The organism is Acinetobacter sp. YH12136, assembly GCF_013418545.1.
Lineage (GTDB): Bacteria > Pseudomonadota > Gammaproteobacteria > Pseudomonadales > Moraxellaceae > Acinetobacter > Acinetobacter towneri.
The window spans coordinates 59,349-83,064 of record NZ_VPBV01000011.1 but is presented as its reverse complement, the minus strand read 5'-3'; the positions used below and the strand labels follow the sequence as shown (position 1 = coordinate 83,064).

The following is a 23,716-nucleotide window of genomic DNA, read 5'->3' as shown; positions in this document are numbered from 1 at the left end:
ATGAACGCCAAGCAAAACGGAAAAATATCCCAGTCTCTCATGATTGCAATTTTGATTCTGATTACGGTCTTGGTCAGTCTGGTTATTTGGTTAAGTTCAAAAAAAACTGAATCTGAGGGGCATGGTCATGATGAGGGAAATGCCGAACATTCTGATGAAGATAGTTCTGAAGAAGGACATGCTGAAGAAGGCGAAATACAACTGACCAGCCAACAAATGGTTGAACAAGGTTTAAAAGTTGCTGTTGCATCCACAGGATTGGTTGAAAAGCTGACAACCCTGCCAGGTAAATTGGTGGTGAATACCGATCAACAAGCGCATATATCGCCTAATTTTAGTGGTCATGTCGAGCAGGTCAATGTGGCTTTAGGACAGAGCGTGCAAAAAGGACAAACGCTGGCTGTACTAATCGTGCCTGAACTGATCGACCAACAGGCAAATCTGCGTATGGCACAGGTGAATCTGGATTTGGCCCGTAAAGATTACCAGCGCGAACAGCAACTCTGGTCACAGGGGATTTCTGCCAAACAGGATTACCAGCGTGCCGAAAATGCCTACCGTCAAGCGCAGATTACTGTCCAGTCCTCACAAGCACGTTTAAATGCATTAGGTGCAAGTGGCAATAACAATGGGCGTTTTCTGATTAAAGCACCGATCTCTGGGGTGATCAGTCAAAAAGATATTGTGGTCGGTGAAAATGTGCAACTGGCTAATCAGCTCTTTGTCATTGAACAGCTGAAAGATTTATGGCTTGAGTTTAATTTGCCGAATCAATTCTCAGGTCAACTGCAAGCCGGGCAAAAAATTGACTTTAAAGTGAATGATTCAGATCAAATCTATAAAGCTACTGTACAAAGCTTAACCTCTCAGGCAGATGTACAAACAGGGCGTCTGGTGGTGCGCGCAAAACTCGATGCGCAAGCTACTGAGTTGCGTTCTAATGTGCTAGTGAGAGTGTTGATTCCGGAAGCTACAGCAAAATCAGCCCTTCGGATTCAAAAGTCTGCGCTGCAAAGTATTGAAGGTGAAGACAGTATTTTCATCGTAGATTCAGAACAAAAAGGTCAAGTCCACTTAAAAGCACAGAAAGTGCAATTGGGGCAGGCTTCAAGTGATGGACAATGGCTTGAAGTGATTTCTGGGCTGACTGAAGGGCAGAAGTATATCGCTCAAGGCAGTTTCTTGTTGAAATCTGAATTAGAAAAAGACGAGGCAGGCCATGAACATTAATTCTGATCTGCCAAAACCAGAAGGTTTATTCGAACGAATCATTCAGTTTTCCATACAAAATGCGATTTGGGTGTTGCTCTTTGTCTGTACCTGGATTGCGGTCGGGGTGTATAGCTATCAGAAACTCCCGATTGATGCTGTACCCGATATTACCAATACCCAAGTCCAGATTAATACTCAAGCCAAGGGTTTTACTGCGCTTGAAGTCGAACAGCGGATTACCTATCCCATTGAAAATGCCATGGCTGGCATTCCGGATCTGGAGCTTACCCGTTCCATATCCCGTTATGGACTCTCTCAAGTCACCATTGTCTTTAAAGATGGGACTGATATTTATTGGGCCCGTCAGCAGATTAACCAACGGATACAGGAGGCGCAATCTGAGTTGCCTGCACAAATCGCACCGACGATGTCCCCCGTTTCTACGGGTCTCGGTGAGATTTATCAATGGGTACTGAAGGCAGATCCGAATGCGAAAAAGCCGGATGGAACTGCATACACGCCGATGGATTTGCGTGAGATTCAGGACTGGATTGTGCGTCCTCAACTGCAACGTGTTAAGGGAGTTGCAGAGGTCAACAGTATTGGTGGTTTTGAAAAAACCTATGTGGTCTCTCCCGATTTAAACCGGATGCAGCAACTGAATATCTCATTAGAACAACTGCAACAGGCTTTAGCGCAAAATAATGAGAACCGAGGTGCAGGTTATATTGAAGACAATGGTCAGCAACTGACGGTACGTGTACCGGGTACATTCAATGGGCTTTCTGATATTGAGAACACCATGCTGGGTAGCCCAAATGGCAGCCCAATTCGGGTTGGTGATATTGCGCAAGTCTCTATTGGGCATGATTTAAGAACCGGTGGGGCAACCTATAACGGCAAAGAAACCGTTTTAGGGATTGCCATGATGGCGATGGGTGGAAATAGCCGGACTGTTTCTAAAGCTGTGGATGCCAAGCTTCAAGATATTCAGAATAGTTTGCCTAAAGGGGTAGTGATTGAAACGGTGTACGACCGTACTACCTTGGTTGAGAAGGCGATTAAAACCGTTCAGAAAAACTTGGTAGAGGGAGCAATCCTGGTCATCATCATTCTGTTCCTGTTTTTAGGGAATATCCGTGCTGCCTTGATTACTGCCTGTGTCATTCCACTCTCTATGCTGTTTACCTTAACCGGGATGGCACAGAAAAATATCAGTGCCAATCTGATGAGTTTAGGTGCACTCGATTTCGGCATCATTGTCGATGGTGCTGTGGTGATTGTCGAAAACTGTATCCGGCGTTTAGCCCATACACAGCAACTGTTAAAACGACCTCTCACACAAAGTGAACGCTTTAAGGAAGTTTTTCTGGCTGCCCGCCAAGCACGTCGTCCTCTTATTTTTGGTCAGCTTATTATTTTGGTGGTGTATTTGCCGATTTTTGCTTTAAGTGGTGTAGAAGCAAAACTATTTCATCCGATGGCTTTAACCGTTGTTCTCGCACTGGTGGCAGCTATTATTTTATCGATCACCTTTGTGCCCGCTGCAGTTGCTTTATGGGTTAAAGGGGAGATCAAAGAAACGGAAAGCCGTTGGATGATCTGGCTCAAAACCCGATATCAACAGATATTGGATGGAGCCTATCATTACAAAGCGGTGGTTTTAACTTTTGCCATTTGTCTCTTGGTCATTACGGGTCTGCTCAGCACGAAGATTGGCAGTGAGTTTGCACCCCAGCTGAGTGAAGGTGATTTTGCGGTACAGCAATTACGTTCTCCAAGCACAGGCTTGGAAGAGTCTTTACGTATTCAGGAAAATACCGAAAAGCTTTTACTGAAAAACTTTCCCGAAATTAAAGCTATATTTGCCCGTACCGGGACTGCTGAAGTGGCGACAGATGTGATGCCACCGAATATTTCCGATGGTTATATCATGCTGAAACCACGTGAGGAATGGCCAGATTCAAAAGAAAGCCTAGATGCACTTCGAACCCGAATGGAAGCTTATCTTGCGACAATTCCCGGCAATAACAGTGAGTTTTCTCAGCCTATTGAGCTACGTTTTAATGAACTGATTTCAGGTATACGCAGTGATGTGGGGGTGAAGGTTTTTGGTGATGACATGCAGGTTTTGAATACTGAGGCTGCAAAAATCGCGAAAATCATTCAGCAAGTCGCAGGTAGCAGTGCGGTGAAAGTTGAACAAACTTCGGGTCTGCCTTTACTCAATGTAGAGATTGATAAAGCTTTAGCTGCCCAGTATGGCTTGAGTGTGAAATCTATTCAGGATGTGGTGGCTGCAAGTATTGGTGGACAAAGCGTGGGAGAGATTTTAGAAGGCGATCGTCGTTTTGATTTTGTTATCCGTCTTGGAGAGCAAGACCGTAGTGTCGCATCTGTTTCCCAGTTACCTATTCAGCTTCCAAATGGTGGCAGTATTTTATTGTCGGATGTCGCGCAAGTCTCGACCATTGAAGGAATCAACCAAGTCAGTCGAGAAAATGGTAAACGCCGAGTTGTGGTTACAACGAATGTTGAAGGGCGTGATTTAGGGTCTTTTGTTTCTGATGTACAGACACAGCTCAAAGCATACACTTTGCCAAGTGGTTATTGGATAGAATATGGCGGTCAGTTTGAAAATTTGGCTTCAGCCAAAGCACGGATGCAAATCGTGATTCCACTGGCTTTAATCACTATCTTTATTTTACTGATGGCGGTCTTTCACAATGTCAAAGAAAGTCTATTGGTCTTTACCGGGGTACCCTTTGCCTTGACCGGTGGTGTGCTGTTCCTTTGGCTAAGGGATATTCCATTATCGATGTCAGCTGGAATTGGCTTTATTGCCTTATCTGGTGTTGCAGTCCTCAATGGACTGGTAATGCTGACCTTTATTAAGGAATTAAGGGACAAATATCCAGTGCATAAAGCCGTGTGGCAAGGGGCTATTTTGCGCTTAAGACCAGTGTTGATGACAGCTTGTGTGGCTTCACTGGGTTTTGTACCAATGGCGCTGGCAACCGGAACAGGGGCTGAGGTTCAACGGCCACTGGCAACCGTAGTGATTGGCGGGATTATCTCTTCAACATTACTAACTTTGGTGCTGTTACCCGTGCTTTATCGTTGGATAAATGAAAAGAAAGTTTCTTAATCCAATAGATTAGTCGATTTACAGCAGAGATATTGGCTGTTATCCAATATCTCTGCTCATCATAAATAGAATAAGGAAAATATTTTATGTCAGAACATCATGATCATAGCCATGCGGTTGTTACTGAAGAAAATAGTAAGAAGTTAATGGTTGCCTTAGGTTTAACGACTACTTTTTTAATAGTAGAAGTTGTCGCTGCTTTTATTACCCAAAGTTTGGCTTTGTTATCTGATGCAGCTCATATGTTTACTGATGTAGCCGCTTTAGCTATTGCTCTTGCCGCTATCAAAATTGGTAAAAAAGCCGCAGATGATAAAAGAACTTTTGGCTATCAGCGATTTGAAATTTTAGCGGCTCTGTTTAATGCGGTGATGCTTTTTGTGGTAGCAATATATATTGTATATGAAGCTTATCAACGTTTTACGAATCCTGCTGAAATTCAAAGTGTTGGAATGATGATTGTCGCGGTCATTGGTTTGGTCATAAATTTGATTTCAATGAAAATCCTTTCTGCTAGTGCTGAAGGAAGTCTAAATATAAAAGGTGCATATTTAGAAGTTCTTAGTGATGCTCTAGGATCGATAGGCGTGATTATCGGAGGAATAGTTATTTATTTTACCCAGTGGATGTGGGTTGATACCGTAATCGCTGTGTTAATTGGCTTCTGGGTCTTACCTCGAACTTGGATTTTATTAAAACAAAGTATTCATATTCTGCTTGAAGGAGTTCCTGATGAGATTGATATTGAGTCGTTAAGAAATGATTTATTGAAGCTAGAGGGCGTTGAAGGGATTCATCAGTTGAAAGTCTGGGCTATATCCTCAAGAAATATTCATTTAACTGCTCATTTGGTTGCTCCGAATAGCAATACAGATCAACTCTATCAAAAGGCCTTAGAAGTTCTAAAACATAATCATAATATTACTGAAATTACGTTACAAATAGAAAATACGAAATGTAATACATTGAACCAACATAAACACTAATTTGGACTTTAGTCTTCATATAGATGTTTTGTGTAACTTTAAAGTATACCCTAAAGTTACACTGTGAAAGCTGTAAAATACATGTCTCATTTAAATGAAATTCATACATACGTTACATGTAACTTTTAAGATTAAGATTCATTAGTTACAATAAGCAGAAATAGTCATCTAGTAGATAACAATATGAAAGGTCATAAAGTTGGATATGTCAGAGTCAGCTCTATTGACCAAAATATTGGACGCCAACTTGAGGGAATTGAAGTAGACCGATTATTTGTCGATAAAGCTTCAGGAAAAAATACAGCCCGTCCTAAATTTCAGGAAATGCTCAGCTATGTCCGTGAAGGTGACATGATTGTTGTGCACTCTATGGATCGCTTCGCTAGGAGTCTTAAAGATTTAGTGACTGAGGTTGATCAGCTTGTAAAAAGGGGAGTGGCTATTCAGTTTGTGAAAGAGAATATTACATTTACGGCTCAGGCCACCCCGATGGATAATTTGATGTTGCAACTTGCAGATTATTGGATAAATCAGCCACTAATTCCTGTAAGCAGTTTACCAGTCACTCCTATTGCTAGTAGACCACTTTCAATTGAAACTAGGTATTTCACTCACTGGGTATATTAATGTTAATGGATTTGATGTTAATGAAATAAAGCCGAAACGCTGATAAAACTCCATCGCTTTTTTATCTTTAGCATGTATTACAACAAAATTAACACCAATAATTTGAGCAACTGTTGAAACTTGTTTAAGAGCATGGGCTAAAAGCACTTTCCCAATTCCTCGCCCCTGAACGGTTTGATCAACGGCAAAGCGACCTACAACTACACAAGGGAGCGGATAACGAGGTAATCGTTTAGTAAGCACAGTATCAACTACATCAAATCCTATGGATGTGCTGGATAAACAATAAAACCCTCTCACTTGTAGATCATCATCAATAGCAACATACGTTTTACTTGTTCCTGATTTCTGATGTTGGGATGCATACTGTTTTATGAATTTATTTAAATCATCTTGCCCGCAATTAAATGATTTTTTCTGATGATGGGCTTGTAAAACCTCAATTTTCATCTAATAAACTCATTAATTTTTTCATCTCATCATTTGCAGGGCGTGGGTTCTCAAGTATGTTCATTAACATATCTCGATCAGCATTATTTACTTTTAACTCATAATTAGATTTAAGTAATTCTTTTGCTCTTTCAAATGAGGATTGAAGCATAAAGGAACTTACACTGAGTCCCAATAAATTCGCAGCTTGTTCAATTACATTTTTTGCATCTACTGTTGAACGAATATTAATTCGTTCCGTTGCTAAGTTAGTCATATCCCACCCAACAAGTACATCAATTTGATGTACAAATTATAGCAGATTAAGATTGTGCTTCAAGATTCAAATTTGGATATTTTGTTTTGAATTATTTGAATAGAAAATCAATGGCCTACTACTATCCAAAATGAGTGGCAGGATTTGAATAAGAATAACTGGTAGGTTTACATAAGAATACTCAGCAACTTATGGGGGCTTTTGCCCAATTTGAACGAGAGATTATTTTAGAGCGCCAAAAAGAAGGGATTAAGATTGCAGCGGCTCAAGGTAAATATAAAGGTCGAGTCCATAAGTTAAATCAAGAGCAGGCTGAAGCTTTACGACACGCCTGGAAAGAAGGGAAATATCCATCGAAAGTCGATTTAGCTAAAGCTTTTGGTATTAGCAGACAGGCTGTCTATCGCTATTTGAAAAATGAAAATGTCATCGATAGACTTTATATTTGAAGCAACAGAAGACCTAAAGGGCTTTACTGGTATCCATTGATTGTTCAGCAACATTAAATAAAACCGTGGAACATTGATCAAAGAATAGGCGTGGAACGTGAACAATCATAAAAAAAGCCCATTCGAGGGTGAGTGGGCTATAAAACTGAAATCAACACATTGAATTATAACACAATTTAAAAAGTATTGCGTATAAGGTGTATTATGTTAATTTTAGTAGAACTAATAAATCTATATATTTGAAAATGTCATTTTACTCAATTAAATACTCTTCAGATATTTCACACTGTTCAACAAAAAAATGATCATGTGAAACTAAAATTACAGCGCCCTGATATTGGCTAATAGCCTGCGATAGAAGCTCTCTAGACTCAATATCTAAATGATTTTCTGGTTCATCAAGCAATAATAAATCAATACCATCAGGATAGTGACTCATTGCTAATAATGCGACTTTCAATTTTTCACCACCACTCAGTTCTGATAGTTTTAATAAAGCTTTTTCACGACGAATACGTAACTGACCTAACAAATTTCTCCACTCAACTTCAGTAAGATTGGAGTTATAAAGTGCAAGGTTTTCGATTACGGATAAATCATTATTTAATAAACTAAAGTTTTGATCTAAATACAAACATGTTCCACTAAAGAAAATATCATCACGTTGATGGGTAGAAATCAATTTCAATAAGGTTGATTTACCAATTCCATTAGCACCTTTAAGATGGATTTTTTCGCCAGCTTTCAATGCAAAATTAATTTTATTTGTTGCTGTATGGGGTAGCTTTAAATCATGAATTCTTAAAATCTCTCCTTGCTTCGTACTCTGTAAGTGGAATTCAAACTTCTGAGCTTTGATTTTTTCTACAATGGTCTGCCTATTAATCAGACTATTTTTCAAATCATCAGTTTGTCGAGTTTGTTGGGCACGTAGCTTACCTAAGCTTTGTCCAGCATTTTCCTTTTTGAAATCTAGAAAAATCTTTGCTTGAGAATTAGAATCACGAAGTTCATTGCCTTTAGATTGACGTTTATTCGCTTTCATTAAGCTATCATGTTGCCGTTGTTTTAACTGCTTTAATTCTTTTTTCTCATTATTAATAGACTGAGTTAATGCATCCATGTGTAGCTGATGCTGTTGAATGTAATGCTCATAATTACCTTTGTAGTGTTGTAAGCCTAATTCAGTTAAAGCATAAATATGTTGGACTTGATTGAGTAATTGGCGATCATGACTAATCAGGCATACACCACTAGGGTGTGCCAAAATACTCTCAATTAACCATTGTCTAGATGTTGAGTCTAAATGGTTGCTTGGTTCATCTAAAAGTAGATAGTGATCCTTTTTTAAAAACAAACGACATAAAGCCAGCTTTGTTTTTTGTCCTTCACTCAGTTTTTCTGTTGGAAAGTTCAAATCCGTAGGTAAGTCAGCATTTTCAAGTATATTTTGCCATTTTTGTGGTAAATCCCAGGTATTTTCAACTAACTCATAATCATCAAAACTAGCTGTATTGTTCTCTATACGCCGAAAAGCATGATGTAAATGATCTACCTCTAATGCTTGTGCAATATTTTCAGCATTAAGGCGTTCTAATTGTGCCAAATAATCATGTTGGATATTCCATGAAACTTGACCACTATAATGAATATCTAAAGCTTGGCTTTGATCTAATATTCTGAACAATAGGGATTTACCTAAACCATTACGTCCAATTAATGCAGAAACCTGTCCTGATAAAAGCGTAATGTTTAGCTGATCAAACATTTTCTGTGTAGAAAATTCTAAATTTAAGTTTGAAGCAATACATGCATGTTGCATAAAAAATTCCTCATGTAGAGGATATGCAAAATAGTGAAGATTAACTTATAAAAAACAATATATTATTTAGGATATAAAGTAGAGACCAAGAATATATAGCCACAAGTAGAATCTATTTTGCACATCAAAAGTTTAAAAATAATGATGAGAAAATGACTTACTTCATTGGCGTTACTCTTGGGAGGATGATTTGAATAAGGTTATTTTATAATGATAAGACAATCTGTCAAGCTTGTACTAAAGCTTCTAAAAGTTATTTAACATAATGGCGGTTATGCGAAGTCGACTTGTAATGCAATTTGCATTACAATATTCCTAGTACATTAAATACTTGGGAAATATGATGGCTACTGTTAACTTCAGGATCGATGAAGCCCTTAAAGAAAAATCTTATTCAATCCTTAAAGAGCAAGGTATTGCACCTACTGATTTCTTCACTAGTATTCTTGAGTATGTTGCTACGACTGGGAAACTGCCTGTCAAAAAAGCTTTGCTTTCGGAAGAAGATGAAGAATTATTAGCTCTTGTCCGTAAGCGCATTAATGATCCTAAAGAGATGTTTGAGGAAGTCACATTAGATGACTTATAAGCTTTTACGTCACAAGGACTTTACAGCAGAATGGGAAAACTCCCTGTTGCTATACGAGATCAATTTAAAAAGAAACTAGCCAAAGTCATAGAGCAGCCACATATTCCAAAGAATATGCTTAGAGGCGATCTTGCAGGTTGCTATAAAATCAAATTATTAAAAGCTGGTGTCCGACTTGTCTATCAAGTTAAAGATGATCAGGTAGTTATCCTGCTCATTACCGTCGGAAAACGAGCTGATAGCATAGTTTATGACGAAGCGAAAAAGCGAATTAAAGACTAAAAATGGGAGCTTAAAGCTCCCATTTTTGGCTTCGTATAAGGTGTATTATGTTAATTTTAGGAAAGGCTCTAGACTAGCAGAATGATTATGTTAGTCTAGAGCATATAATTAACATTATTGAAGTATTTTACATGGCAATTTTTCGACATTCTTCTGCACACTGACGGCAAGCCTCAGCACATTTTTTACAATGATCATGTGAATGTTTTTCACACTCTTCCGCACAATATTCACAGATCTTAGCACAAAGCTCACAAATCTCTTTGAGGAAAGGTGAGTTATGTTGTTGCATACGCACACATAACTGACAAATATCTGCACATTCTAGACAACGTTGAATACATTCACGCATCATCTCTAAATCTTTTTCTTTTAAACAAGAAGTTGCACATTCAGTACAAATAAGTGAACAGTTTGTACATGCAGAAATACACTTTGAAAATTCCGTATTAATCATTTTTTACTCTCAACTTATATAATCAAAGAAATAATTAAAACATAATTTTTTTCTACTAATTATTTTAAATTATTAGTAAATGTAATACATAATGTTAATTTATATGAATAATGTTAATTTTAACTAAATCTTATTTATATTCCAAATTATTAAAAAACAGTTTTTAATTAGGATAGATGATCAAGTATCAAAAGCAGCTATTCTTAAAATAACTGCAATAATTTTATCACTTTAAAAATAGATTTTCCCTCTATTTAACATAATGGTGGTTATACGCAATACACTTGTATATTAATATAAATATCAGATACTTAATAAAACCAGAAAAATCTAAAAATGCACAAAAAGCCGATTTTGAAACAAGTCGGCTTTTTTATGAGCGGTTTTGATATTTTTTGCCAACATTTTTGCTCAAAAAACACTCAAAACAGAAAATCACCTACAATCTATAAGGCTTTCAACCTGAAAAAAATCCACAATTTATGGGGATAACTCTGGGGCTATTTTTAAGCCATTTTTGTACGCTTTGACGTACAGTAATTTAAGGAATCTGCTTCTAGCTGATCAAAGCTTTATTTCTTATGATGTAGTCAAGGAAAGCAGGAAGCTCCAAACAACAAGAATAAGAAAGATCAGCACAAGGATGGTTAGGTACGACAGAAGTTATACCTTGCAACCAAACACGAAAAACCCCGACAGGATGTCGGGGTTTTTTATTACCATTTGAAAACTGACTAAGTTCACTATAAAATATAGACTATAATCTATATTTTGGTTGTGATATGTGGACAGTCATCACAACAGATCTGTTTAATGAGTGGCTTGAGCAGCAAGATGAATCAACACAAGAGAAAGTCCTCGCAGCTTTGGTCGTTCTACAGCAGCAGGGACCTAGCTTAGGTCGCCCTTTAGTGGATACCGTGTATGACTCTAAATTTACCAATATGAAAGAGCTACGCGTTCAGCATAGAGGTAAACCACTTAGAGCCTTTTTTGCATTTGATCCATTACGACAGGCCATTGTGCTTTGCATCGGTGATAAAGGCGGTAAAAAGCGTTTCTATAAAAGAGATGCTGGACATTGCAGAACAGCAATACGAACTTCATCTCTCAACCCTAGGAGAACAATCTAATGGCTAAAACCTTACAGGAATTATTGGTTAGTCGCTCTCCAGAGAGCCAAGCACGTATTAAAAAAATGGCTGATGAGCTACTGTTAGAGACTCAGCTCCATCTTATTCGAGAAGAGTTAGAGATTTCCCAAAAAGAACTTGCTGAAACTTTGGGAATAAAACAGCCATCACTTTCAGCAATTGAAAATCGTGGTAATGATTTAAAGATTTCAACCATGAAAAAGTATGTTGAGGCAATGGGTGGTAAGCTCCGTATTGATGTGGAGCTTCCAACAGGAAAACATATAGGATTTAATGTGTAACGATAAAAAAGGTAGCTATAAGCCACTGCTGTCCCACAATTTTTCACAAGAGGAAGCTTAAATAAGCTTCCTCTTGTTTAATGGGGATTTTATCGGGTGAGAATAAAGCTTTTAACGTTTTTCTTTCAAACAAATTCACTTGAATGATTCTGAGTAAGCGCTGCACTGTCCAGCCTTCTTTCCCCAGATGTTGAGCGAAACTCACCAGCAAATAGGCGATTAACGCGATCCAAATTTGAGTTTGTATGGCATTACGGCTTCGGCCTAGAAATGACTTTAATTTTAAATTCTGTTTAAGTGCTTTAAAGAACAGCTCCACTTTCCAACGGTCTTTATAAATTGCAGCAATCGTTAATGCTGCCAGATGAAAGTTATTACTCAGAAACTCAAACGTCCTGTTCTTATCGGTATCATAAAATTCTATACGTCTTAATAATTTGGGAGCACCTCTTTTCTTTGCATAAGCACTACTTAATTCAATCCATTCATCCGCAATAATACCTTTAGATGCTAATACGCTGCGGCTAGATTTCACTTGATAAACTGTCTTTGGGCGCAATCGGGTGACAAAACTGACCTTTTGATGAGTCAATTGGGCAAACCATTGATAATCAATATATCCTTTGTCAAATACGACAATACTGCCAGCAGGAAATTTGAATGCTCTGCCTTGTACCATATCATTTTCAATGCCATCCCCAAGCGCCACAAATTCAGGAATGGTATTGCTGTAATTTAAGCCAACGCTAAGTTTCATGCTGGCTTTGGATTCATGCACTTTGGCCCATTCACATAAGGAAAATGACAGATCAATATGGCTGGCATCCAGGGAATATAAGGGATTCTTAAAGCGGAATTTATGAGCTACTTTTGAGTGTTCATAAGATTTAAGCAAGGTGTAAAATAGCTGTTCATACAAGGCTGCAGGCTGTTCCTGATTGATTCGAGCCAGTGTACTGCGAGGGTGATAGACTTTGCTCCGAGAGCATTCAGCTTTTCTTGTTGACACTCTAGATTAGATTGAATATCCCGCAGACTTTGTCTGCAGGAAAGTTGAGACATCAGTATGGCAATGAACTGATCCCATCTTGAAGCGGCTCTAAATTTCTGACCGACATGATGTATTTGAACAAGACGTTCAAAATCTTGTCGGAGTATGGGTTTAATCAATTGATGAAATACGGTATTCTGATATGACAAAACCTGAGTCCTTGGTCGTTAAAGTGTTGGTTCGCACTTATATTTTAACGATTCAGACTCAGGTTTTTTTATTTAAATCAAACTATGGGACAGCAGTGAGCTATAAGCTCCCTTTTTTGTGTTAGAAACCATTTAAAGTGTCTGTATTCTCACCATTAAAAATGTCTGGTTTATGATGATCTAAATAACTTCTCAGGATATGACTCTATGAACGACACTGAAAATCAAAAAAAACTCCCATTCTCAGAGGATGAATTACTCGAAAATATAGATGAATATAAAGCACATGCAGATGAAATTACTGTGCTTACAGAAACCGAATTCGATTATTCATATTTCAAACACTCTACTCCATTTTTTCAAAAACAAATTAATTACTGTAGAGACAAAACCCTTGCTACATAAGGTTTTGGAGTCGTTTGTCTAAAAATAATCATAAAACAACCTAGAGCCTGTTTATTTCCTCTTTGTATCCTTAAACGGATAAGATTTTAGAAAAACCGATGGCTCAGAATTAAAAATCATTTAACTTTTATTTGTAATTGTAAACCGAAAGTATCGAGTAATTTCTGCATGGATTTCAAAGTAGGATTGCTCCCTGGTTGCTCCATTTTTTGCAGTGTCTGTGGCGCAATCTTAGTAATTTTAGCCATATCATTCAGTGTTAAATGTAGCTCTGTTCGAATAAATCGAGCAACTTGATAAAAAGACCAGTCTGGATGATTATTGATGGTTTCAAGCACAGATAGTCTTTTTTCCATTTGTTGAATAGGGGTCAATGGTTTAAAACGTTTATCCATGGCTGATCTCCTCCAACTGCTGGCAAATATTGATTATTCGATATTGGCTATTTTCCAGAATTTCATCCGCTACTTGAAGAGCCTGCATCTTTTCTAACAATCCCCGATAAATTGGTAACTGTTCAATTAATAAAGTTTTAATTTCTTGTGGACCAATCGAAGTGCTTTCAGCTATCTGCTCAATCACAGAACTCAAAAGTGGCATACCACCATGATCATCTCTTTCCCAACGAGTAGTACGTGCAATACCATCAGGATGTAACCACATTGGCGCAAAATCAAATAATGGTGTGAGCTGAATTTTACCATTATTGAAGCGTTGGATTGCTGTATTGCGAGTATGGTTATCTTTATTGCCTAAGGCAACATTTGCGAGATCACGCTTCAAATACTCAAATACTTCCTGCTTTGGTTCGGTACAAGCCTCCATAAGCAGGGTACATATTTGATTATGGGTCATTCTAACCCCAAAGCCCGCCTTCCCACCTAGAGATGCAAGGCTTTCCTGAGCAATTCTTTCAACTTTGCCATTAATTACTTTGCGATCAAATCTTGGAATAAACAAAGTCTTGCCATGTAGCTCAAGATCCCGGTGTACACGTAGTTGCAAGTACTGAGCGACTTTCATATACAAAGCTTCGTTCATCAGGATTTTATTCAAATTTTGATCACTGCCGCGGCTAAATTTAACCAACCAATGCTGCTTAACTTGATCATCTGGAAGAGTATGATCTAGATAGAAAAGATCATCATAACCTTGTGTTAACAACAATTTTGGCCACTCACCCTGAATACCAGATGAACCAGCAATAAAAAGTCCATAAGATGCGAGCGATTCAATAAACTTCTCTTTACGTTCAATAATTTGGCTTAGGCTAAATCCCTGATTCTGCAGCTTTGGGAAATGACTTTGTAACCACTCATGAGCCTCTTTGACTCGCAGATTCCCAATTGGATTTCCTGCGCCTGCTTTTAAAAGCGCCCAGTCCGCTTGTTCCTGAACATTCTCAGAAAAATCAAGCTGTATTAGTAATTCTTTGCGGCCGTATCCTTGAGGTAATAGATCCATAAGAAATGCTGGCCAAGTTGATTCCAATCTATTTTGAACGTTCACTGGTAAGTCATAAGCAAGCGCATGACCATCTCTTAGATCCATATATGAAATAGCATATTCGAACAAATATGATGTACGTGTAGCTGCCTGCCATCCAGCATTTTGATCATCCGTAACCTCAACCAAAGCACAGTCATGCCATTCATAGTCTTGGTAGATTTGCAGTGTACAGTATTGCTTCATAATTTTATTAAAATAGTAAAATATAATGATTTTATTGATTATATATCTATTTTAATATAAAAGTATAATTAAACTAAAAATCTCAATGATCACTCTAGGTGTCTAAGAAGAACTTATACATTTCTCAAAATTGCAATAAACTCATCTGATTTGCAGTAGAATTGATCAATATTAGGTTAAATCTCACCTCCTTATATTTTAGCTATCCTTTACATCATGTCAGAACGTCAACAACTCAGCCTTAGTGAATACCTTGCCACTGTACAGGAAGTCATCCATCTGACTTTTGATGGGGCAGTGTGGGTCAAGGCTGAGATCCGTAATTTAAGTATTAAAGGCGGTCACTATTATCTTGAGTTGGCTGAGAAAGATGAAGAAAGCCATAAGGTGATCGCTAGTTGTAAAGGCACCATTTGGAAATTTACGGCACAAAAAATAGTTCTAAAGTTTGAACGAGAAAGTGGTATTGAACTGTCGAAAGACCTGAATGTACTGATCAAGGTCAAAGCTAGATTTGATCCGCAATATGGCTTCTCGGTCAATATCGAAGATATCGACTCTAGCTTTACTCTAGGAGACATCGCCAAACGCTATCAGCAGATTCTGCTGCGACTGACTGAGGAAGGCCTGCTCAATAACAATAAACAGTTGCCGGTACCCTTTGATATTCAGAATGTCTTGGTCATTGCACCGGAAAATGCTGCAGGGTTAGGTGACTTTAAAAAAGATGCGGATGCCCTGGCTCAGGCTGGTGTCTGCCATTTCGTTTATCATTCAGCAACTTTTCAGGGTAATACTGCTTCTGCCAGCATCATTCAGGTTTTGGGCCGTGCCTTAAGACAGTGGGCTCAAGATTACTTGATAGCACCAGACCTTATTGTGATTATCCGTGGTGGTGGAGCCGTGAATGACCTAGCTTACCTGAATGATTATGATCTGGCCGCACTGCTGTGTAAAAGAACTGTGCCTATCTGGGTCGGTATTGGCCACGAGAAAGACCACACTATTTTGGATGAAATTGCACACCGTTCCTTTGATACTCCGAGTAAAGTGATCGCAGGGATCCGTAACCTGATTGTGGAGCGAGTCAATGAAGTTAGTACTGCTTTGCAGACCATCAAGCTACTGTCACAGCACCAGTTGATCACCTACCAGAGCCAGAGTGATCAGTATCTGAAAACTATCAAAACTCTGACACAGAACCAGATCAATGAAGCCCAACGTAGAGTTGATATGCTGAAGAGTGATACTAAGTATCTTGCTCAACAACAGATTAAACTAGCTTCACAGCAGGTAGAGTCATTGATGAGGGAAACCTTGCTACAGAATCCACGTAATGTGATGGCCAAGGGCTATGCAATTGTCCGTAGCCAAGGCAAAGCCATCCGTTCCATACAGCAGATTACTGACCAGCAATTACAGATTGAACTTAAGGATGGCACCATTGATGCCACCGTGACACAGGTAAACGCACATGAACAATGAAGAACTAAGTTTCAAGAAAGGTTATGAAATTCTCAAGAAAAATGCCGAATTTCTTGAATCTCAGGAAGAACCGGATATTGATAACCTTATGGCGATCGTTGAAGAGTCCATGACTGCCTATAAAGCCTGCAAATTACGTATTGATGCTGTGCAACAGGCGTTGAATGACACCTTTAAAGAATAAAAATTCTAGGTCGAGAAAAGTCTAGAATGTTCTAGAAATAAAGGACATGAGATGGTGAAAACTGACAGTTAACCCAATAAATTTGCTTGAGCAGAGTTTTATTACTAACCACCTTTTCCTCGAGAGGTGTTACATGGATCCCAAACAACATACTTACGTTGTTAAATGGTTGACTGAGGATCAAGCCTGTGTCGGCTTATGTGTCGAGTTCTTCATTAAGCTGACTTAAACCAAATAGGTGAGGCTAATTAATTTAATGGCTGATCTTTAATAATCCCTGCCAGCTGAAATAGTTTTGGGTCAAATGGGTACGATTCATGGACCACTTTCGTTGTGGCAAGTAGCAGCTGCCAACAGCTAATTTAGTTTTCCCATATCTCGCCTGTACCGCTTCTAAAGTCTGCATGAGGCTTTCATTACTTTCACGCTGGCTGTGGTCCGTCAGCAGGTCAGGAGTAAAGCGCTGCTTAGCAATTAAATCCGTCAGAATTACACCACACTTTTTATATTTCACGTCAGATTTATAAATGTGTTCCAGCAGTTGCATAGCTGTTTTAATCAGATCCAAAACACAATCCGTCGGTTCAGGAAACTCAAAAGCCAACGATTTACTGTAATAGGGAACCTTTGAATCAAAAGGATTCGATTGCACAAAAGCAATGACACATCCACATAAGGAAGCGTCTGCTCGTAAACGTATGACCGCATCCTGTACATACTTGCCCATAGCCTCTTTGAGATCATCTTGCTCGGTAACTTTTTCACCAAATGAACGACTTGCTATGATTTGCTGTTTGGGGGGAGGGGCATCATCTAACTGCATACAAGAAACACCTTGCAGCTCCAATACTGTTCTTTGCATTACCACAGAAAAAAGGCTCGCCATGCGATGAGAATCTTGCATCACTAAATCCAGTACCGAATAGATTCCCATGGCATTTAGTTTTTTAACTAACTTACGACCAACGCCCCAAACTTCACCGACCTCAATGTCTGAATAAAGCATTTCCTGATCTAGGAAATCCATATTGAGTAAGTTACACACACCCTTGAAACCCTGTCTTTTTTTGGCAAGATGGTTGGCCATTTTGGCTTCAGTTTTACTACGCCCGATACCAATCGAGACGGGCAAGCCAATCCAATCCAACAATCGTTGTTTCATGTGATGCGCATACTGAGTTAAGTCAAAATTTTGTGCATAACTGGTCAGGTCTAAAAAACACTCATCAATTGAATAGATTTCCTGTTCAGGTGGCGCAACAAAACTAGCCAAAATTGAATGAAAACGCTTGGACATTTCAGCATATAAAGCATAGTTACTGGATAACACCACGACCTGATGTTGCTGAACAATATCTTGTATTTGAAAGAGAGGAACGCCCATTTTGATGCCCAGCGCTTTGGCTTCATTACTTCTTGCCACAGCACAGCCATCGTTATTGCTGAGAACAATGACAGGTTTGTTGTTTAGACTGGGATTAAATACCCGCTCACAACTGACATAACAGTTGTTAATATCAATCAGGGCATAAATCCGCTCGTAACTGCTCATCTGAACTTCTTGATCACACTGGTAACCACACCCCAAATCAGCATGGTTTGATTATCTTTCAAATAGATATCAGCAAAATCAGGATTAGCCGCCTGCAACCAGCATTGATTACCCTCAATCATTAAACGTTTAATCGTAAAATCATTGTCTATCAATGCCAGAACAATATCCCCATGCTTGGCTTCAATACTACGGTCAACGATTAGCTTGTCATTCAGATCAATCCCTGCATCACGCATGGATAAGGATTCCACTTCAACGATAAAGGTTGCCTGTTGGTTTTGAATAAGAAACTCGTTTAGATCAAGGGTCTTATCGATATAGTCCTGAGCAGGGGAAGGGAAGCCTGCAGCAACTTTTTGCAAAGCAACAGGAATCTCATAATGTGTTTTTGTCTCAAGCAATGTAATAGAGGAAATATCGTTAAACTTTGGAGTGTCATTTTTTTTCAGGTATTTCTTGATTTCCAATACACGAGACTCTGGCACCCGAATGACCTTGGTCGGTTCGTTATAGACAAAAGGACGGCCAGAACCTTTGCGTGCACCACCATGCTTATTTTGCGTCATTTTTATTATCAATCTTGATTATGTAACATAATTAAGATTATAGAAAACTCAGAATATAAAAACAAGATTGTCCGTTCTTTAATAAAGTATTATCCCAAATCTTGGGATTGCCATGATATTAGCAAAGCCACAAGATCAGTCAGACGACACAATAAAGATTGTCTAATCCTTGATCGTAGAGACTTTATATTTGAAGCAACAGAAGACCTAAAGGGCTTTACTGGTATCCATTGATTGTTCAGCAACATTAAATAAAACCGTGGAACATTGATTAAAGAATAGGCGTGGAACGTGAAAAATCATAAAAAAAGCCCACTCGAGGGTGAGTGGGCTGTAAACTAGGTGTTAGCATACTGAATTATAACACAATTTAAAAAGCTGTTGTTATTCACCAATTAAAATGTCTATGCGATAAACCATTTAAAATGTCCTGTTTTTAACTGCAAGAGTCAAGAACAGGATTTAAATTTCTTTGTTCATTGCTAGCTTTCTGAGCTTTACGACTCGGCATACTTTTCTTGGCACGGGAACGTTTATTCTGTTTTTCCAACTCTTCATGCTGTTGTTGGATATGGGCCAGAACTGCGCCTAACCGTTTATTCTCAACCACTTCATTCTGCTGCAGTCCAGTCAGTTTATTGAAGATACTGTAGTTGATCTTCCGTCCTTCATACATGATCGCAACAGTGCCATCCGGGTACTCCAGAAATGAAATGTATTGTCCAACTAATTTCTGGTTCAATTCAGTCGGTTCAAGCATATAAATACATTTGTCATACGTCAGGGTTAGATTCTTGGTGACCTTACGTGGTTCCTGCCAGGTAAAAATATCATCCAGTTCAAGATCAGATTCGGTTAATGGTCGATGTAAATTCTTTGAGTTACGCGCACACTTGGCGAACTTCTGATTGAACTGCTCAATGAAGCAGGGTAGCCAAGCATTGGCTTCAGCAATCGAACTGATGCCTTCCAGACGCATCTCTTTGATCAGACGATCCTGAAGTGTCCTGTTAGCACGTTCCACACGTCCTTTGGCCTGTGGTGAGTTGGCAAAAATAATATCGATGTTTAACTCATTCAGAATCCGCCCAAATTGCGTGATCTTGCTGTCTTGGCTCGATTTCTGATTCACTCGGAATACTGAGTGTTTATCGCTATAAAAGGCCAAAGGCTTGCCATATTGCTTAATGTAGGCTCTCGTGGAAAGCATATAGTCGAAGGTCGTTTCAGCCTCACAAAAGCGCAGATGCAACAGCTTTCCAGTGGCGTCATCGATATAAACCAGCAAACAGCATTTGGCGGATCGTCCTTCAAACCAGTCATGATAGGAGCCATCAATCTGGATCAGTTCACCGAAGCAATCACGGTTATATCTAGGCTGATATGGACGTTTCAGACGCTTGGATCGCGGAATCCAGAGCTCATTGGCAGTCATCCAGCGACGAACTGTTTCCACAGGAATATTCAGCTCAAACATGCTGCTGAGCTTCTCATGCGCCAAGGTGGGCCCAAAGCCCAGCAGATGTTCAGAAATAATGGAAAGGCACTTTGCTTTTAACAAGTCATCATGGCGACGATGGCCAGGTTGACCACGACTGGCATGAGCCAGACCTGAAACACCATCTTGATTGAGCTTCTGCAATAACCGGGTAATTTGACGGGGGAAAGATTCAGGATTTCAGCAGCACGGACTTGGGTAATACGATGATCTCGAACGTCTTGCAGAACCGCAAGACGTTGAATTTCTTTGTCAGACATAGTGATCAGCATCTATATTTCATATCCAGTCCATGATGGTTAAATCATCATAAACTAGACATTTTTATTGGTGAGAATACAGACACTTTAAATGGGTTCTAACATCTGTATTTCGTATAACATTGATTATGTTAAATAGAATAGAATTTGAACGATAAAAAATTAACAGTCATACATTATCATTAACAAATAATAGGGGACATTTTTTATGGGTGATAAATTGAAAGAAATACCAGCACTTACTGGGTGTTTTATTGCGGGTACTCTAGTGCGTGTACAGAGGGATCTAAATTTACCACGGAGAATTTGGAAAAAAATCGAAGATATACAGGTAGGTGATCTAGTTTTTGATCCTAGACAGTATCGTGGACAACAAATCCCTCTAAATTCTTGAAATATTTCTGTTCAAAGGCTTCTGGGCTTAAACAGCCGTTTGCAGAATGTCTTCTGATTCGATTGTAATAAATCTCAATATAGTCAAACAAGACAGCATTCGCTTCTTTTCGAGTGGCAAATACACTGCCATGGACCACATGAACTTTCAATGTATGAAAGAAGCTTTCGGTCACTGCATTATCCCAGCAGTTTCCCCTGCGTGACATACTTTGAACGCAGTTATTCGTCAATAATAGCGCCCTAAAATCACGACTACAGTACTGTGAGCCTTGGTCCGAATGTACCATGACACCCATTGGATACCCCTGACGAGCCATTGCATAATGAAACGCATCACATACCAATTGACGGTCTATTCGATAGCTGGTTTGCCAACCGACAATACGACGGCTGAATAGATCCAGCATCACACATAAATACAGCCAACCTTGCTTAGTACGGATATAGGTAATATCTGTTGTCCAGATCTTATTGGGTTCATTGACCGTAAATTGACGATCTAACAAGTTAGGTGCTGTAGGCAAACGATGGTTTGAATCAGTCGTATGCTTGTATTTACGTGCAATCCTGCTACGTAAACCAAGCTTTTTAAGCATTCTTCCAACGGTTCGTTCGCTCATGCTGTAACCTAAATCATGCATGTCATGTACCAATGAAGGTGCACCCAATCGTGCATGATGCTGCCAATATACGGCTTTTAAATCATTATATTTCTGCGCTAGATTGGTCTGGCGCTTTCGCCAGGCATAATAGCCTGAAGTGCTGACACCCAGGCATTTACAGACAGAAGATACAGTGACTTCATTCACATCCAGATCTTGAATTACCGTGTACTTTTCTTGGCATGATCTGTCAGAAAGTACACATGCGCTTTTTTTAAGATGTCATTGACTTCCCTAAGCTGTTTGACTTCTTTCTCTAATTCCAATATCCGCTGTTGTTCTGGTGAAAGTTGACGTTTGCTTGAACCCACTGGATTGGCTTCACGAATCCATTTGTCTAAAGTTGAATAACCCACACCTAATTTCTGGGCGATTGCAGCTGTAGGCTCGTGTGAGTTTGAAAGTGCATAATCAATTGCTTGCTGTTTAAATTTGGGATTAAAACGTTTGGCCATTTCTTGGATCTCCAAAGTTAACGTTACGTTATCTTTAGAGGGAAGTACTGTCCATTATTTTGGCTAGGATCAACATGATGAAATAGCTCTCTTAAAATCAAAGGTTCAGCTTGATCAAATGCAATATCCCTAGTCTGAACGATCTGCTTCAAGAATTTATTCACATTGTTGTCGATATGAGTGACTGTGATCTCCTGCCAGATACTAGGCACAATCAGGGCTAAAGGACGTATTTTATAAAAATGAGAGGCAATATTAATCCCATACGGATCAAGATCACCATAAAATGCCAACAAGCAGTTATCCGATACTTGTTCTAATAATTTAACTACTGTTTTAATGTTGGCCCCATGCCCACGATAGACAAACAGGCTCGACTGCCACTCAAGAGGCAACTGCATATACCAATCAAATACCCTATTCATCATGGCACCATTTTCAATAATAATGATGCGCTGTATCGATTGTATGTCATCCCTGGATGAATTTGGTCAAAAGTGAGACGATAAATATCCTCAAATCAGTAAATCATGGCTTGCCAACTGGTCGAATCTCAACACGTTCTTTGCCTATCCAATGGACATTCGCAAGGCGATTTATACCACCAATGCAATTGAATCCTTGAACAGTGTCATTCGCCATGCCACCAAGAAAAGAAAAATCTTCCCAACCGATGAATCTGTGAAAAAAGTGGTATATTTAGCGATTATGGCAGCAAGCAAAAAATGGACGATGCCCATTCAGAATTGGAAAGCTGCCATGAATCGTTTTAGTATCATGTTTGATGAACGTGTAACCAAGTATTTTTAAAACCACATTTACACAGAATTATTTACACCCTCATTAAATAGTGTAATTATCAGTAGATACCAAATTTACAATCTTCAATGGCTTGCATTTTTTTAGTAGTTGACTCAGCCAACGTTTTACGTTGCTCTTGAATTGCAGGGTCACGAGTAAAAATAGGTAGTTCTTTAACTTTAGTCCGATATTCTGTTTCAATTTCATGACACACTTTAATATTTTCTATTGTTTTATTGACAAAATTTTCATCTACTTTTTTGTACTGATTTTTAGAAATACGTAATGTTTGACCATCATCAGATAAATGTAAGGGCATAGCAGCTAAACCATTATTAACCGCTAAAGTATCATCTTTTTTTTCCAATACGAGAGAACTTCCCTCTTTACCATTCACCACATTACTACGAGCAACCACATTTTCTTTAAGAATATAACTATCTTTACCCTCTTTAAAAATTTGCATAATGCGCTTTCCTTGCACATTTTCTAATTGCCAGTAGCCAACCATTTTGTCATGTTTATTACCACAAGCTGATAAAAAAACCGTCGACATTGATAATAAGATTACTAACTTTTTCATAAGTAAACCTCTGAAAATAATAAAGATTCTTCTAAGCACAACTTTTTATAACTATCACTAGTCGTTTTTAGGTTAAACTGAAATATATCAAAAAATAAATAAAATACATACATTTATTTTTAATTGAATTATTTCAAGTGGAAACTACACCCCAAATTTGCTAAATAGGTTTTCCAGCGTTTCAGTTATACAATGTTTTATGAGATCTGGACTAAATTCAACAGCATCATGAAAAGTTAGAACAACAAAATATCCGAAACT

19 protein-coding genes and 7 pseudogenes are annotated in these 23,716 nt (G+C 38.7%); 13 read left to right on the top strand and 13 right to left on the bottom strand.

Translation table 11 applies throughout. From position 1 onward, the window contains the following. The 4 genes and pseudogenes from FTU71_RS06995 to FTU71_RS06980 all read left to right on the top strand — a co-directional run. On the top strand, positions 1-1,230 hold the full coding sequence (locus FTU71_RS06995) for an efflux RND transporter periplasmic adaptor subunit (protein ID WP_016658777.1): 1,230 nt from the start codon (positions 1-3) through the stop codon (positions 1,228-1,230). After that, a complete protein-coding gene (locus FTU71_RS06990) occupies positions 1,220-4,360 on the top strand; it encodes an efflux RND transporter permease subunit (protein ID WP_096902762.1) in 3,141 nt (1,046 codons plus the stop codon). Before FTU71_RS06995 ends, FTU71_RS06990 begins: the two co-directional genes overlap by 11 nt. Positions 4,361-4,446: 86 nt before the next feature. Continuing rightward, positions 4,447-5,346 (top strand): cation diffusion facilitator family transporter, encoded by a 900-nt coding sequence (locus FTU71_RS06985; protein ID WP_005028603.1) that lies wholly within the window; start codon positions 4,447-4,449, stop codon positions 5,344-5,346. A 183-nt stretch (positions 5,347-5,529) separates the two neighbouring features. After that, a pseudogene (locus FTU71_RS06980) lies at positions 5,530-5,859 on the top strand (recombinase family protein); the annotation flags it as partial. Positions 5,860-5,934: 75 nt separating this feature from the next. Here the strand turns inward: FTU71_RS06980 and FTU71_RS06975 are convergent. Both FTU71_RS06975 and FTU71_RS06970 read right to left on the bottom strand, forming a co-directional pair. After that, the gene (locus FTU71_RS06975; protein WP_004733307.1) at positions 5,935-6,423 is read right to left on the bottom strand and encodes a GNAT family N-acetyltransferase; all 489 of its coding nucleotides are present in this window, start codon (positions 6,421-6,423) and stop codon (positions 5,935-5,937) included. Further along, the gene (locus FTU71_RS06970) at positions 6,413-6,679 is read right to left on the bottom strand and encodes a DUF1778 domain-containing protein (RefSeq protein WP_004733309.1); all 267 of its coding nucleotides are present in this window, start codon (positions 6,677-6,679) and stop codon (positions 6,413-6,415) included. Before FTU71_RS06970 ends, FTU71_RS06975 begins: the two co-directional genes overlap by 11 nt. Positions 6,680-6,864: 185 nt before the next feature. Between FTU71_RS06970 and FTU71_RS06965 the strand changes: the two are divergent. Continuing rightward, a pseudogene (locus tag FTU71_RS06965) lies at positions 6,865-7,128 on the top strand (helix-turn-helix domain-containing protein); the annotation flags it as partial. 253 nt (positions 7,129-7,381) lie between these two features. Here the strand turns inward: FTU71_RS06965 and FTU71_RS06960 are convergent. Beyond that, complete coding sequence (locus tag FTU71_RS06960; protein WP_159124549.1) at positions 7,382-8,950, bottom strand: ATP-binding cassette domain-containing protein; 1,569 nt, start codon at positions 8,948-8,950, stop codon at positions 7,382-7,384. Between the two features lie 343 nt (positions 8,951-9,293). Here FTU71_RS06960 and FTU71_RS06955 point away from each other — a divergent pair, with 343 nt between their 5' ends. Together FTU71_RS06955 and FTU71_RS06950 are read left to right on the top strand one after the other, a co-directional pair. Then, on the top strand, positions 9,294-9,539 hold the full coding sequence (locus FTU71_RS06955; RefSeq protein ID WP_000246755.1) for a type II toxin-antitoxin system RelB/DinJ family antitoxin: 246 nt from the start codon (positions 9,294-9,296) through the stop codon (positions 9,537-9,539). Then, positions 9,529-9,821, top strand: a pseudogene (locus FTU71_RS06950) (type II toxin-antitoxin system RelE/ParE family toxin). Before FTU71_RS06955 ends, FTU71_RS06950 begins: the two are co-directional and overlap by 11 nt. 127 nt (positions 9,822-9,948) lie before the next feature. On the opposite strand, the gene FTU71_RS06945 reads toward FTU71_RS06950, so the two are convergent. Beyond that, positions 9,949-10,278 carry a four-helix bundle copper-binding protein gene (locus tag FTU71_RS06945; protein WP_016658833.1) on the bottom strand — a complete coding sequence of 110 codons (330 nt, stop codon included), beginning with the start codon at positions 10,276-10,278 and terminating at the stop codon, positions 9,949-9,951. A gap of 782 nt (positions 10,279-11,060) precedes the next feature. Between FTU71_RS06945 and FTU71_RS06940 the strand changes: the two are divergent. Continuing rightward, positions 11,061-11,418: pseudogene (locus FTU71_RS06940) on the top strand (type II toxin-antitoxin system RelE/ParE family toxin). Continuing rightward, positions 11,411-11,713 (top strand): helix-turn-helix domain-containing protein, encoded by a 303-nt coding sequence (locus FTU71_RS06935; protein WP_096902794.1) that lies wholly within the window; start codon positions 11,411-11,413, stop codon positions 11,711-11,713. The pseudogene FTU71_RS06940 and the gene FTU71_RS06935 overlap by 8 nt, the downstream one beginning before the upstream one ends. A 43-nt stretch (positions 11,714-11,756) precedes the next feature. Here FTU71_RS06935 and FTU71_RS06930 read toward each other — a convergent pair. Next, positions 11,757-12,913: pseudogene (locus FTU71_RS06930) on the bottom strand (IS4 family transposase). A 207-nt stretch (positions 12,914-13,120) separates the two neighbouring features. Between FTU71_RS06930 and FTU71_RS06925 the strand changes: the two are divergent. Continuing rightward, on the top strand, positions 13,121-13,318 hold the full coding sequence (locus FTU71_RS06925; protein WP_096902802.1) for a hypothetical protein: 198 nt from the start codon (positions 13,121-13,123) through the stop codon (positions 13,316-13,318). Between the two features lie 116 nt (positions 13,319-13,434). On the opposite strand, the gene FTU71_RS06920 is transcribed toward FTU71_RS06925, so the two are convergent. Continuing rightward, positions 13,435-13,713 carry a helix-turn-helix domain-containing protein gene (locus tag FTU71_RS06920; protein WP_000361155.1) on the bottom strand — a complete coding sequence of 93 codons (279 nt, stop codon included), beginning with the start codon at positions 13,711-13,713 and terminating at the stop codon, positions 13,435-13,437. Next, positions 13,706-15,010, bottom strand: coding sequence for a type II toxin-antitoxin system HipA family toxin (locus FTU71_RS06915; RefSeq protein WP_000816116.1), 1,305 nt, complete (start codon positions 15,008-15,010; stop codon positions 13,706-13,708). The genes FTU71_RS06920 and FTU71_RS06915 overlap by 8 nt, the downstream gene beginning before the upstream one ends. A 216-nt stretch (positions 15,011-15,226) precedes the next feature. Between FTU71_RS06915 and xseA the strand changes: the two genes are divergently transcribed. Both xseA and xseB read left to right on the top strand, forming a co-directional pair. Further along, positions 15,227-16,495: an exodeoxyribonuclease VII large subunit gene (gene xseA / locus FTU71_RS06910; protein WP_000004127.1), complete on the top strand. Its 1,269-nt coding sequence runs from the start codon at positions 15,227-15,229 to the stop codon at positions 16,493-16,495. After that, on the top strand, positions 16,485-16,679 hold the full coding sequence (gene xseB / locus FTU71_RS06905) for an exodeoxyribonuclease VII small subunit (RefSeq protein ID WP_001058302.1): 195 nt from the start codon (positions 16,485-16,487) through the stop codon (positions 16,677-16,679). The genes xseA and xseB overlap by 11 nt, the downstream gene beginning before the upstream one ends. A gap of 253 nt (positions 16,680-16,932) precedes the next feature. Here xseB and FTU71_RS06900 read toward each other — a convergent pair whose 3' ends face one another. The 5 genes and pseudogenes from FTU71_RS06900 to FTU71_RS06880 form a co-directional block, all read right to left on the bottom strand. Then, positions 16,933-18,231: a Y-family DNA polymerase gene (locus tag FTU71_RS06900; RefSeq protein WP_000100479.1), complete on the bottom strand. Its 1,299-nt coding sequence runs from the start codon at positions 18,229-18,231 to the stop codon at positions 16,933-16,935. After that, on the bottom strand, positions 18,228-18,800 hold the full coding sequence (locus FTU71_RS06895) for a LexA family transcriptional regulator (RefSeq protein WP_000193118.1): 573 nt from the start codon (positions 18,798-18,800) through the stop codon (positions 18,228-18,230). Before FTU71_RS06895 ends, FTU71_RS06900 begins: the two co-directional genes overlap by 4 nt. A gap of 436 nt (positions 18,801-19,236) precedes the next feature. Then, positions 19,237-20,570, bottom strand: a pseudogene (locus FTU71_RS06890) (ISNCY family transposase). A 341-nt stretch (positions 20,571-20,911) separates the two neighbouring features. Then, a protein-coding gene (locus tag FTU71_RS06885) for an IS3 family transposase (protein ID WP_154320140.1) occupies positions 20,912-22,071 on the bottom strand; the annotation gives its coding sequence in 2 pieces (ribosomal slippage) (positions 20,912-21,837 and positions 21,837-22,071; 1,161 coding nt in all). 23 nt (positions 22,072-22,094) lie between these two features. Then, positions 22,095-22,523, bottom strand: a complete 429-nt coding sequence (locus tag FTU71_RS06880; protein ID WP_373682995.1) for a hypothetical protein — start codon at positions 22,521-22,523, stop codon at positions 22,095-22,097. Between the two features lie 49 nt (positions 22,524-22,572). Here FTU71_RS06880 and FTU71_RS06875 point away from each other — a divergent pair. After that, positions 22,573-22,881: pseudogene (locus tag FTU71_RS06875) on the top strand (transposase); the annotation flags it as partial. 49 nt (positions 22,882-22,930) lie between these two features. Here the strand turns inward: FTU71_RS06875 and FTU71_RS06870 are convergent. Next, positions 22,931-23,455, bottom strand: a complete 525-nt coding sequence (locus FTU71_RS06870) for a hypothetical protein (protein ID WP_154320138.1) — start codon at positions 23,453-23,455, stop codon at positions 22,931-22,933. Positions 23,456-23,716: the final 261 nt, after the last annotated feature.

Coding starts and splice junctions, on each gene's coding strand:
- FTU71_RS06920 (WP_000361155.1), bottom strand. CDS start 13,713: ATGGATAAACGTTTTAAACCATTGACCCCTATTCAACAAATGGAAAAA.
- FTU71_RS06900 (WP_000100479.1), bottom strand. CDS start 18,231: ATGAGCAGTTACGAGCGGATTTATGCCCTGATTGATATTAACAACTGT.
- FTU71_RS06955 (WP_000246755.1), top strand. CDS start 9,294: ATGGCTACTGTTAACTTCAGGATCGATGAAGCCCTTAAAGAAAAATCT.
- FTU71_RS06915 (WP_000816116.1), bottom strand. CDS start 15,010: ATGAAGCAATACTGTACACTGCAAATCTACCAAGACTATGAATGGCAT.
- FTU71_RS06925 (WP_096902802.1), top strand. CDS start 13,121: ATGAACGACACTGAAAATCAAAAAAAACTCCCATTCTCAGAGGATGAA.
- xseA (WP_000004127.1), top strand. CDS start 15,227: ATGTCAGAACGTCAACAACTCAGCCTTAGTGAATACCTTGCCACTGTA.
- FTU71_RS06970 (WP_004733309.1), bottom strand. CDS start 6,679: ATGACTAACTTAGCAACGGAACGAATTAATATTCGTTCAACAGTAGAT.
- FTU71_RS06870 (WP_154320138.1), bottom strand. CDS start 23,455: ATGAAAAAGTTAGTAATCTTATTATCAATGTCGACGGTTTTTTTATCA.
- FTU71_RS06975 (WP_004733307.1), bottom strand. CDS start 6,423: ATGAAAATTGAGGTTTTACAAGCCCATCATCAGAAAAAATCATTTAAT.
- FTU71_RS06945 (WP_016658833.1), bottom strand. CDS start 10,278: ATGATTAATACGGAATTTTCAAAGTGTATTTCTGCATGTACAAACTGT.
- FTU71_RS06995 (WP_016658777.1), top strand. CDS start 1: ATGAACGCCAAGCAAAACGGAAAAATATCCCAGTCTCTCATGATTGCA.
- FTU71_RS06935 (WP_096902794.1), top strand. CDS start 11,411: ATGGCTAAAACCTTACAGGAATTATTGGTTAGTCGCTCTCCAGAGAGC.
- FTU71_RS06960 (WP_159124549.1), bottom strand. CDS start 8,950: ATGCAACATGCATGTATTGCTTCAAACTTAAATTTAGAATTTTCTACA.
- xseB (WP_001058302.1), top strand. CDS start 16,485: ATGAACAATGAAGAACTAAGTTTCAAGAAAGGTTATGAAATTCTCAAG.
- FTU71_RS06985 (WP_005028603.1), top strand. CDS start 4,447: ATGTCAGAACATCATGATCATAGCCATGCGGTTGTTACTGAAGAAAAT.
- FTU71_RS06895 (WP_000193118.1), bottom strand. CDS start 18,800: ATGACGCAAAATAAGCATGGTGGTGCACGCAAAGGTTCTGGCCGTCCT.
- FTU71_RS06990 (WP_096902762.1), top strand. CDS start 1,220: ATGAACATTAATTCTGATCTGCCAAAACCAGAAGGTTTATTCGAACGA.